The 11,260-nt window shown below is 47.5% G+C and carries 10 protein-coding genes; 3 read left to right on the top strand and 7 right to left on the bottom strand.

What is annotated here, in order from left to right:
• Positions 1-99: 99 nt before the first annotated feature.
• From Q0668_RS18205 to Q0668_RS18190, 4 genes are all read right to left on the bottom strand, one after another.
• Entirely contained in the window at positions 100-927 is an 828-nt protein-coding gene (locus tag Q0668_RS18205) for a hypothetical protein (RefSeq protein ID WP_298867232.1), read from the bottom strand.
• A gap of 225 nt (positions 928-1,152) precedes the next feature.
• A complete protein-coding gene (locus Q0668_RS18200) occupies positions 1,153-2,403 on the bottom strand; it encodes a sigma-70 family RNA polymerase sigma factor (protein WP_298867230.1) in 1,251 nt (416 codons plus the stop codon).
• Complete coding sequence (locus Q0668_RS18195) at positions 2,403-2,756, bottom strand: YciI family protein (RefSeq protein WP_298867228.1); 354 nt, start codon at positions 2,754-2,756, stop codon at positions 2,403-2,405. Before Q0668_RS18195 ends, Q0668_RS18200 begins: the two co-directional genes overlap by 1 nt.
• A 143-nt stretch (positions 2,757-2,899) precedes the next feature.
• Positions 2,900-3,247 (bottom strand): YciI family protein, encoded by a 348-nt coding sequence (locus tag Q0668_RS18190; RefSeq protein ID WP_298867226.1) that lies wholly within the window; start codon positions 3,245-3,247, stop codon positions 2,900-2,902.
• A 421-nt stretch (positions 3,248-3,668) separates the two neighbouring features.
• Here Q0668_RS18190 and Q0668_RS18185 point away from each other — a divergent pair, with 421 nt between their 5' ends.
• The gene (locus Q0668_RS18185; protein WP_298867224.1) at positions 3,669-4,757 is read left to right on the top strand and encodes an alpha/beta hydrolase; all 1,089 of its coding nucleotides are present in this window, start codon (positions 3,669-3,671) and stop codon (positions 4,755-4,757) included.
• Positions 4,758-4,798: 41 nt separating this feature from the next.
• On the opposite strand, the gene Q0668_RS18180 is transcribed toward Q0668_RS18185, so the two are convergent.
• The 3 genes from Q0668_RS18180 to Q0668_RS18170 form a co-directional block, all read right to left on the bottom strand.
• A complete protein-coding gene (locus Q0668_RS18180) occupies positions 4,799-6,433 on the bottom strand; it encodes an arylsulfatase (protein ID WP_298867223.1) in 1,635 nt (544 codons plus the stop codon).
• A 144-nt stretch (positions 6,434-6,577) separates the two neighbouring features.
• Complete coding sequence (locus Q0668_RS18175) at positions 6,578-7,933, bottom strand: hypothetical protein (RefSeq protein WP_298867221.1); 1,356 nt, start codon at positions 7,931-7,933, stop codon at positions 6,578-6,580.
• Between the two features lie 390 nt (positions 7,934-8,323).
• A complete protein-coding gene (locus Q0668_RS18170) occupies positions 8,324-8,908 on the bottom strand; it encodes a protoglobin family protein (RefSeq protein WP_298867219.1) in 585 nt (194 codons plus the stop codon).
• Positions 8,909-9,065: 157 nt separating this feature from the next.
• Between Q0668_RS18170 and hcp the strand changes: the two genes are divergently transcribed.
• Together hcp and Q0668_RS18160 are read left to right on the top strand one after the other, a co-directional pair.
• The gene (gene hcp, locus Q0668_RS18165) at positions 9,066-10,352 is read left to right on the top strand and encodes a hydroxylamine reductase (RefSeq protein ID WP_298867217.1); all 1,287 of its coding nucleotides are present in this window, start codon (positions 9,066-9,068) and stop codon (positions 10,350-10,352) included.
• A 105-nt stretch (positions 10,353-10,457) separates the two neighbouring features.
• On the top strand, positions 10,458-11,255 hold the full coding sequence (locus Q0668_RS18160) for a hypothetical protein (RefSeq protein ID WP_298867215.1): 798 nt from the start codon (positions 10,458-10,460) through the stop codon (positions 11,253-11,255).
• Positions 11,256-11,260 lie beyond the last annotated feature (5 nt).

Below are 11,260 nucleotides of genomic sequence, written 5' to 3'. Positions count from 1 at the left end.
TGAAAAATTGATTCTTAGAGGCTGCCTTAAGTAAGTCATTATTCAATGATCTCATAACAATACGTGTGGTAGCGGAATTCAATGGATCGCTTGATTATTTCAATCTTCAAGCAGATTTGGTTTTTTGACCTGGTACAAACTATTGAGGTGTGAGTTTGGGATTTGCTTTAGCGTATTCACTGGTGATCCCATTTTTAATGCTTCCTGATTGACGACGTAATATTTCTTCTGTGAATCAAACACACAGAACTTGGCGACTTCACCCAGCCAGTTGCATTGAGTTCGCCATTTTTCTTCGACGTTTTCCCAGTTGGTCTCTTCGATCATACCTGGGTCTCCAAATAAAGCTGCTAGAAAGATCAGGCAGACAAACTTCGATGACTTAGTTCGGCTCTCATCGGAGAAGTATTTATGATAGTCATCCAGCAGATGATTTCTTTGGAAATCATAACCGTGTCCATTAGTTAAATCCTCTTGTACCCGGTGGTATAAGAGGTTGTTCAAGATCTGGGGCTTGTTGTGGATTCCCCGTTTGATGGCATTTAATGTGTTTTTATTGAGCGCAATCTCGCAGTCTATCGATACATGCTCATACTCTAACTTAATCCATGACCAGGCATGAGTAAAAGTACTATTTGGTGAATGCATCAATTGTTCGAGTAGCATGTAAAAAGCATAAGAGAAGTCCGTAGTATCTGTTTTTTCTGCGGAGATTAACTCATCAATTACCTCAGAAAAACATTCCTGGTCAGCATATTTTTTATAAACTTTGTTTGTTTCAAGTCCGTTCGGACAGACATTTTCTAATTCAGAAAGACATCTGTCTTTATCGCTGAGAAGTAGTGAAGAACACCCGGAAATGAAGAACGAGTAATAGAGAATAATCGTTCCAATCAGGTAGATCAAATATCTTAGAGGTTTTGGCATTGTTTCTTCTCTCATTAAGAAGGGAGAATCAGAAGCCGTTTTTGGATGGAGAACCTGGTGTATCCGTCGACGTGCACTACCAAATTGAGCGTTTAGGTGAGTTGTCAAGTCTTAAATAGATTATCACATTTTCAGATATGTTCTCACAAGTTGTAATCTACTATCTCACAAAATGAAAGAAACTGAAAGTGGATGTGGCGGAAATTGAATCGAATTGTCCCACCTTTATTCGGCAAGCTTGCGTAGCTTTTTTTCCAGCAACTCTTTCTCATGCGGAGCGACTGCCTTGGATAACGCAATCAGATAAGAGTCAATTGCTTCTGTTGTGTTGCCTTCTAACTCATGCATTCGGGCGAGAGCACAATCCAGCAGCAGATAGCTTTTCATGTCCTCACGATTCCGTAGCGACTGCAATTGCGCCATGGCCTCGCGTGTATCGCCTGCCTGCCCCAAGGCGATCGCTCGGTTCAATGTGTAAATTGGCGATTCGCGTATCTGCAGCAGCCGACTATAAAGGATGACAATGGTCTCCCAGTTCGTCTGTTTGACACTGGGGGCGATACAATGCTGCATCGCGATTGCTGCCTCGAGATGAATGGTCGTAGGCTGATCGGTTTTTGACTTCGCCAACCAGCTTTGTGCGACACAGATCAAGCGACGGTCCCACTTCGAGCGGTCCTGGTCTTCCAGCAAGATTACAGCTCCGTCCTCATCTGTTCTTGCATCAAGTCGAGCGGCATGGAACAACAGTAGAGCCAACAATGCTTTCGATGTCGGCACTGAGCAGGGACTCTCACATAGCAGATGACACAGTCGCGCTGCTTCTTCGCAGATGTCGTCGCGGATGGGTTCTGTGCCATGTGAAGTGCTATAGCCTTCATTAAACATCAAATAGAGCACATCGTGTACGACGTCCAGACGTAGCGTCAGCTGATCAGCACTGGGGAGTTCAGGCTTCACATTCGATTCTGCCAAAGAAATCTTCGCGCGTTGAATGCGTTTCTTAATCGTTTCATTTGGAAGCAGCAGTCCTCGGGCGATTTCGGGGATACCAAATCCGCAAAGTGTTTTCAGTGTCAGTGCGATCTGTGTTTTTCGTTCGAGTGTTGGATGGCAGCAGACAAACATCATCCTAAGTAAGCTGTCAGGTATCTGTTCTTCTTCCAGCCATTGATCGACAATCGATTCCTGTTCGTCGATTGATTGTCCAGATAACGTGATCGCTTTTTCGCAGGTCTTCTCACGACGCAAGGAATCCAGGATTCGATTTTTGGTTACACGATGAATCCAGGCCGCAGGTTGATCGGGCACGCCGCGTTGTTTCCATGCATGCATCGCTTCCAGCATCGCGACTTGAACCATGTCCTCGATCAGGTCGAGCCGGCGAATACCAAAGGCACGAGTCAGCACTGCTATCAGATTTGCTGACTCGTGCCGAAAGAAGTGTTCGACCAGTTGGTTGGTCGATGGTTTCATTATTCTTGCTTCCCGAGATTTGGTAATTCACGAACCTCCACAGTGCCACCTGATTTTGGCATCGGAGAACTTTTCGCTAATTCGATGGCAGCAGCCAAATCGGGCGCGTCCACCATTGAATAACCACCTACCAACTCTTTCGATTCAGCGAAGGGTCCATCGGTGACAGACAGATCCGAGTTTACAATGGCACCACCCGGTTTCAAAGCATCGCCGCCGTCAATCATCCAGCCGGCTTCGGTACCGCCTTGAATCCAATCCATCCACATTTGCATCACTTGTTGCATCTGTTCGGGCGAAATCTGTTCCATGTCTTCATGACCACCGCGATAAACAAACATAAATTTAGACATTTTAAACTCCCTCTGAAAGGGCCTAGCTGAAGAGCCCGATATAAGTGTTAAATTCTTTGACTGCGCAGGCTGCAGTAATTTTTAAAGGTGAAACGATAGAAGATTTGCTCTTGGAAAAATCGCATGGAAATCAATTCAGTCGATTATTGTCCAACGTTAGCGAATTCACGAACTTCGATCTTTCCGCCCCCTGCGAGCTTCATGGTTTGCTTAGCCAACTCACACGCCTCGGCCAGATTAGCTGCTTCAACAATGGAGTAGCCACCCACTAGCTCTTTCGACTCAGCGAAGGGACCATCGATTACACTCAAGTCGGGTTTGACTACGGCTCCGGTGCCGCCCAGTGGACTGCCGGGGTCAAGCAACCAGCCTTCATCTGTTCCATTTTTGACCCAATCCATCCAGGCCTTCATTCCCGCTTCCATCTGTTCCGGTGTCATTTCAGGAGGACTTTCACAGGCTCCACGCTGTAAGAACATAAACTTAGCCATCTTAGGTTCCTTTCTTAAAACTTGAAATTCGCAAATGCGAGTTGATCGTACACAATGATGGCGAACGACTGACAGAGTGGGGGACAAAATTATTCATAAATTTATTTTTGAATAATTTAATGCATGGAACAAGAGATTAAGAAGTAGGTTCATTTCAGCCTCTGGATTCTATATCAAGTGAAATCCCTAAAAACCTCTGTTTTGAGATTTGATCTGAAATGTGTGAAAAGTAGTTCAATTATCATATTTCTGTATAAGAGTAGTAGATAAATAGACGCGTGATGTTTGTAATTGAAGAAGAGATAAACTTGTCAAAGTGTTTCTTCTGCTGAAACTTTTTCTGTTCTGAAGTGTTTACTGATTTGTGTCTCGATTTGTTTGATCATCTTTGAACGATGATTTTTAGAAAGTCCGGAAGAATATGTTCCTCAAGCATACTATTCAAATCGCTGTGTTCTCTGCAGTTGCCATTATCGTGGGCAGTCTTAACGCACAACAGCCTCGTGTTAATCTAGACGACAGGCTGAAAGAAATTCTCAAACGATATCCCAAAGCTGATACGAATGGGGATGGTGTGTTGAGTCGGGAAGAGGCGGTGACGTTCAATCAAAAACGCCTTAAGCGTTTGGATGAGCAGAAGAAACGGAACAAACCTGCCACGCCGACTTATGCCGATGTGAAGTACGGTGCCCATAAACAACAGGCCTTTGATATTTGGCTGGCAAAACCGAAAGAGAAGGGCTCCCTTACGCCTCTCTGCATCTACATTCATGGTGGCGGATTCAGGGGAGGCGACAAAGGCGGCATCCGGAAGTCGATCGTCGAGCGATTTCTGAATGAGGGAATCTCTTTCGCTTCGATCAACTACCGTCTGACGAATGGCGGAGAATTTCCCTATCCGATTGCGATGCATGATTCCGCCCGCTGTCTGCAGTTGATTCGTTCGAGAGCAGTCGAGTGGAACATTGACTCAAAGAAGATCGTCTGTTATGGCGGTTCTGCCGGTGCAGGGATTTCTCTCTGGCTCGCTTTCAATGATGATCGAGCGGATTCTAAAAGTGACGATCCTGTTGCTCGGCAGTCTACCCGCATTCTTGGCGCCGGCACATTAGGAGGACAGTCCACTTATGATATGCGCGTCTTTCGGAAATGGTTTGGCGTTCCCGATCTGCCGCCTCATTCTGCCCTTATCGATTTCTATGCCATGCAGGAAGGTGAGACCGCCGATACTCCACGTGTGGCGAAGTTGGCAGAGGAAGCTTCCGCAATCACTCATTTGACCAGGGATGATCCCCCGGTTTATATGAGCTACAATCGTCCGAATTCGAAGGTGACCATCGAAACCAATCAGTCCCTCTGGGTGCATCATCCGCTCTTGGGGCTCAAGCTTCAGGAGGCGATGCGAAAGCTGAATCTTGAGTGCATTGTCAAAGCTCCCGATATCGAGGATGACTCCTATGAGGATCTCTACGATTTCCTGATCCAAAAATTGACAAAAAAGGAAGGTTGAGAAGGGTTTTGGAATCCTCGTACTTGATCAATGCAGTTATTTTATTTTCGCCTTCGCTTTTCGCTTTGGTTTTTCGGAGCATTTTTCTGAGCGGTCTTGGCGGCTAGTTTATTTGTTTCAGCTAACTGCCGATTCCAGAGGGCTTCGAGTTCGGTTGCTTTGTCTGGATGTTCTTTGATGAGGTTGTTGGACTCGGCGCGATCATTGCTTAAGTCGTACAACTCCCATGGATCACCCTTGGCGGCGACCAGCTTCCAGTCGCCTACGCGAATGGCGCGATTGCCTTCGTGGAGCCACCACAGAAATTCGCGATCCACTGTAACGTCTTTGTTGAACGCCGGGACTAAACTATGACCGGGGGCCGAGGGGATTTTCTCGCCTTCCCACTGTGTCGGTTTCTCAATATTGAGTACGTCCAGAATCGTGGGCACGATGTCGATCATGTGAGCCGGTGTCTTTCGAATTGCTCCCCGGTCCTTTATGCCGGCAGGCCAGTGCACTACTAACGGCGTGCTGGCACCACCTTCGTGGACCCAGGTTTTGTGACGTCGAAACGGCGTATTGCATGCACTGGAAAAGCCCGGCCCTAAACAGAGGTATGTGGCAGCGCTGCCCGGTGCGGCCTGGGGGTCGTGGCCGCCGTTCCGCACCATGATTTCAGCGCTGGCTCCGTTATCTGAGGCGAAGAAGATCAGCGTGTTGTCGTAAGCGTCCATTGCCTTGAGTTGTTTAATGAGTCGACCGATCTCACGATCCATTCGATCCACCATGGCGGCGTGGATCGCCATTTTTGTTGCTTGAAACTTACGTTGTTCATCGTTTAATTCCTGCCAGGGCAGGGGGCGATTGATCTCGCCAGGACCAAGCTTCTCAAACGCAGCGGGAAAATGATACGGGGGGCCTACATCTGGTTCGAGTTTTGATAATGTCGTCTTGAGCAAGCCCATATTTTGTTGTCGCGCGAATCGTTGTTCGCGCATGTTATCCCAGCCATCAAGGTATTTGTTCCGGTAGCGCGCGATGTCCTCGGGAAGCGCGTGCAGTGGGAAATGCGGCGCGATGAAAGCGACGTAATGAAAAAACGGCTGATTTGTATATTTGTCAGCATGATCCTGCAAACATTTGATTGCATGATCGGCTGTTGCGATGGTCGTGTAATACCCTGATTCATCCTTGGCTGCATTGATGCGCACATCGTCGAGCAGGTTTCCTTTCTCTGTGAAGAAATTTCCCTGGTTGCGTGTGTCGTAGGAACGGTCAAAGCCTGCGTCGAGCACCTTACCATCGATATGCCACTTGCCGCTGTGATAATTGCGATATCCGTGTGGTTTGAGAAAGTCGGGCAACAGTCGTGCCCATGATTGTCTTTTGCCACGACTACCGCCACCCAATTCCGGTAGTGCGTCGCGATGAACTTGTTGGGCGTAGAAGCCCGTCATCAGCGCTGCCCGGGTTGGCCAGCAACGGGCCGTATTGTAAAACTGCGAGAATTTCAATCCGCCGGCAGCCAGCTTATCTAGGTTCGGCGTTTCAATCTCTCCGCCATAGCAACCCAGATCCGAATACCCCATGTCATCGGCCAGGATGAAGACGATGTTGGTTTTCTCCGCGCCTGAGGCATGTGAGGTGAAGCCAATCAGGCAGATGGTAAACAAGAAAAGGGAGCCGTTTCGCATGGAGAGTTCCTTATGAATTAGATTTCGCTTCCGGTTCCAACGGAGATTGGCTTCTCTGCATCTCTATTCGATTCAAATGTTTTTTGGAGTGGTTACAAGAAATTTGGATGCCGACTAGCGTTTGGGCGAAGGTCGCACTTGAGATTATTTGGAACGGGCTTTGTCTGCCTGCTCGCGTTTTTTGATATCCTTCGGGTGCTTGGAAAACGATTCGAAGACATCTCCAATTACACGATCGGCGAGGAGACTCAGTTCGGTGAGAATAATCGATTCTGCTTCCGGCACCAGTTTCGACGTATTCGGTTCATAACCGCCGACGCTATAAGAATCTGCTGTAGCAATGTATCCGACGTGTCCGTTGGCGTATCCTACGATAATCGGAATGGCGCGGTCCGCGATGTCTTTTTCCAGTTTGAATCCGTATTCGACCATCGGCTCGCCAGGCATTGTCAGTAACAGATACGGGCCGATTTTCATCGCCTGTAGTTCTGATTTGATGCGGCCCTCTTTACCGGGCAACGAAATGACTGTGTTTGCAACTCGGATCTGGTAGTGCTTTGCACGACCGGCAAGTTGTTCGCGTGTTACATTGCGAGCCAGCGTTCGAACGACTGCGCTGCCCAGATCCCGCCCCGCCCATTGGATATCAGCTTCATCAGCACAGCGATATGGATAGCCGGGAAGATTCGGACGAATGTCGCCTGCGCAGCCCTGTAAAAACAGCGAACTGGTTTTTTGCCCGTAGCACATTTCGACAAATGATTGTGCTTCGCCCGGAAAGTCGGCGCTCATCTTCGGATAGCCGTTTGGATAGGGCATCGATCCTTTGTCGCCCCATGTGAAAAAACAGGGATGACATACAGCGTGCATTAGCACCGCCATTGGTGTCAGCGATTTGCCATCGTCGAAGCGTAGGACTTTCACGCGGGGATCATTGGGTCCTTCTTTGTTAAGCCGCACAACGGCCCGGCCATTGATTACCTTTCGTCGGTTGATGCCGAATCCGATTTTGTCCTCACCATAGCCCACAGTTACGGGGCTCATTTTCGAGGCCGCCTGTTTTGCTGCGGCGCCGAGCTTCCCAATCAGTTCTTGACTCCACTTTGATTTGAGATCAAAACCGGGACCAGAGTGATTGTGTGAGACGGCAACCATAATGTTGGCCGCCGGTATGCCCGTTTCTTTCTCAATCTGCTGACGAGCCAGTTTTACCAGTTCATCATACGCAGAGATTAGATCAAGCGTTACGATTGCTGCTTTTGTCTTGCCGTCATCCAGCACTAATACTCCAGCTCTTAGCGGATCACGCACACCGGTCACCTTTCGACGATGCCCGACGACTTCAAACTGGTTTACGTCGTCAGGTGTAATGTCAATTTTGGCAACGCCAGCGCGCAGATTAGATTCAACAGCAAACTGGCCATCCGCGGCATGGGTGATACATGTGGCACTGGTGAGAACGAGTAAAGCAAGAGAAAGGCTTCGGTGCAATTGGTGCATGGCTCAGGTTCCATTGTTTATGATTAACGATTTGGCTATCTAATTGTCATCTGTCGAATAGAATCATGAATGGTTGGCTTGGGACTTATCGATGGGGAGTGATTTTAATGAGAACATTGCAATCTTATATAATCCTAAACGGATTTATTTCGATTGCAACATCAGAGTCAGGTAATGGTACTACGAATTCAGTGATTCACACTAGTTGTCAGATTTAGATGCCATACTGCGTTTTTTGCAAAATGTTGACGTGATCAGAATTAGGGGGAGGGGGAGGCCGGTTTCGAAATCATCTGTCGTCGTAGAATCTTTTATGTGAGAGGTTAATATGAATCACATACTGAAGATCCTACCCGAAAATCAAAAAGATCAGACTCGAAATCAGAGATGTCAGTCTTGGGGTATCACGGCGTAATGACGGGAAATAAAATCATTCTGTATCCAGAGTAGCTTCTGAAACGCTCGGACGGCAGCGAATTTCTGGTCGTTCGGAATGTCCAACTCCAGAAACGTCTCAATCAATTGATCGGATATTAAACCCATCAGCGCGTTCATCTGAACGAGTGGAATATCGAGCTGTTGACTCCCTGCTTTGGGAGTATGAATCTTGCCTACCATATCCAGATAGATGACCATTTTCGCGTCATATGAATGTCCCAGTAACTTCATAAAATATCGTTGAAGATGATCTTTCCGAAATTTGATCTGGTTATCCTCAGCCGTGAGATCCTGTAGTGATTCGGGTAGATCTCCTTCATAACCATGCTGACGCGGTACGAAATGACGTGCGGTGGCATCGAAGTTGAGTAATCGCTCGTAAGTTGCATCAACCAGTTTGCTGATACATGGTGCAAATTGGGAGATGCTATTGCGGATTGCTGTCACATCGGTCTCATCAAAACCGATGAAATTTTTGAGATATTCAAAACGATAGGCAAGATCGGTTTCCAGGAGTTGCTCATCAATATGTTCCATTTTACTCTACGTTACCTCTCGAAAAAAGATATCTGGACCTTGACGTCCGGTTATAGCATTGTTTATTATCTGACGGAAGAGAAAACACATATTAGAAATTGTTGATCAATATAACAATAATCAATTATTTTTCCCCGTTTAGAAGATCGGAGTCACTATGTTTTGTAATCAATGTGAACAAACATCCCAGGGAACCGGTTGCACCGACGTCGGTGTCTGTGGCAAAGATCCTGACGTGCAATCATTACAGGAAACCCTGTTATATGGTGTAAAAGGGATGGCCGCCTATGCTAACCATGCCCGCCGTCTGGGAAAGACAGATGATGAGGTCAGTGCGTTTATTGAAGAAGCGCTATTCGCCACGATGACGAATGTAAACTTTGATCTGGAGTCGTTGCTGGAACTTGTGCTGGAATGCGGCCGCATGAATTTGCGTGTCATGGAGCTGTTGGATGAAGGGCATGCTGAGAAGTTTGGAGCAGCGGAGCCGACCACCGTTAAGGAAGGTACCCAAGCAGGTCCGGGGATTCTCGTTACCGGCCATGATCTTCTGGATCTTGCCGATCTTCTGGAACAAACTGCCGGCATGGGCATCAATGTCTACACTCATGGAGAGATGCTGCCTGCTCATAGTTACCCAGAGCTCAAGAAACATGCACATTTAGCGGGACATTTCGGGACCGCTTGGCAGAATCAACACTTGGAGTTCACCCAATTCTCCGGTCCGGTTGTCGCCACGACCAACTGTGTACTGATTCCGTGGGAATCTTACGCTGACCGCTTATTTACAACGCGAATCACAGCAGTGCCGGGGTGTGTTCGTTTGACGGATAATGATTTCACTCCTGTCATTGAGAAAGCTCGTGAGTGTCAACCACTGGTTGAACAGCTAACTGGTGAGTCGACCGTTGGTTTTCATCATGGAGTGATTCTGGGGGTTGCCGATAAGATTGTTGATGCGGTCAAATCGGGTGAAATTAAACACTTCTATCTGATTGGTGGCTGTGACGGTGCAGAATCGGGTCGAAACTACTTCACTCAACTTGCACAGCAGGCGCCACAAGAGTCGGTCATTTTAACTTTAGGCTGCGGGAAATTCCGTATTCGTGATTACGATTACGGAACTGTGGCAGGGTTACCACGATTACTCGATATGGGACAATGTAACGATGCCTATGGAGCCATAAAGGTAGCGTCCGCGTTGGCCGAAGCCTTTGATTGTGGTGTCAATGATCTCCCGTTGACTCTTGCCATCTCCTGGTTTGAACAAAAGGCTGTCGCAGTTCTTCTGACTCTTCTTCATCTTGGAGTGAAGGGGATTCGTCTCGGTCCCGAACCACCGGCATTTATTACTCCGAACGTATTTAAAATTCTGCAGGAAAAATTCGACCTGAAACTGATCGAAGCAGAGCCTCCACAAGAATTATTTCAATTGAGTTCATAATAGAGTAATAAGGTATTACTTCAGGTCATCTTACAACTTAGATTTGTAAGATGACCTCTTTTTTTCTATTGAATCTCCCAAGCCCCAATCTTTTCAGGTGACACAATGACGAATGAAGGACAAGCTGCTGTAGAGACCAGTTTAACATCTGGAAATGAATCCCTTTCACCGAATTCCGGAAATGGTGACAAGGGTGAAGGCACGCACTATCTAGTCAAGGCCGATTCGGAAGTATCGAGAACAGAACTAGCTTCGCTTCTGGCTGAAGCGATCGAGAGTGCGGATGTGATACCCATTCCCGAAAATGTCCTCCTTCAGGATGAATTGTCCGATTTGCATTCTTCGCGCGAGTTTATCCAACTGTTGCGCTCGAAAAAAGTCAGTGTAGGGAAGATTAAACGATCGATCAAATACGAATTCGATCTGGAATACCTTCAGGTCGAACTGGTGAAAATGCAGCGTTGGGTTCAGGAAACCGGGAAGCGGGTCGCGATTATTTTCGAAGGTCGCGACGCTGCAGGAAAGGGGGGAACCATCCGCCGTTTCATTGAGCATCTCAATCCTCGCGCAATGCGTGTAGTTGCTCTTCCCAAGCCGACTCAGGAAGAAATGGGGCAGTGGTATCTCCAGCGGTATATTCGACATCTTCCGAATCCCGGAGAGATCGTCTTTTTTGACCGAAGCTGGTACAACCGCGCGGTTGTCGAGCCGGTCAACGGATTTTGCACGCCCGAGCAATACGAACAATTCATGCGTCAAGTCCCGGAATTCGAGCACATGTTGATGGAAGACGGTGTGCAACTGGTGAAATTCTGGTTTTCCATCACGAAAGAAATTCAAATGGCGCGATTTGAGTCGCGACGGACCAATCCCGTGGGGTCAAATTATTCAGCCGAACCTTAACTCCA

It is taken from the genome of uncultured Gimesia sp., assembly GCF_937910335.1.
GTDB lineage: Bacteria > Planctomycetota > Planctomycetia > Planctomycetales > Planctomycetaceae > Gimesia.
Note: the sequence above shows the minus strand (reverse complement) of the source record. Positions and strands in the feature narration are given on the sequence as shown.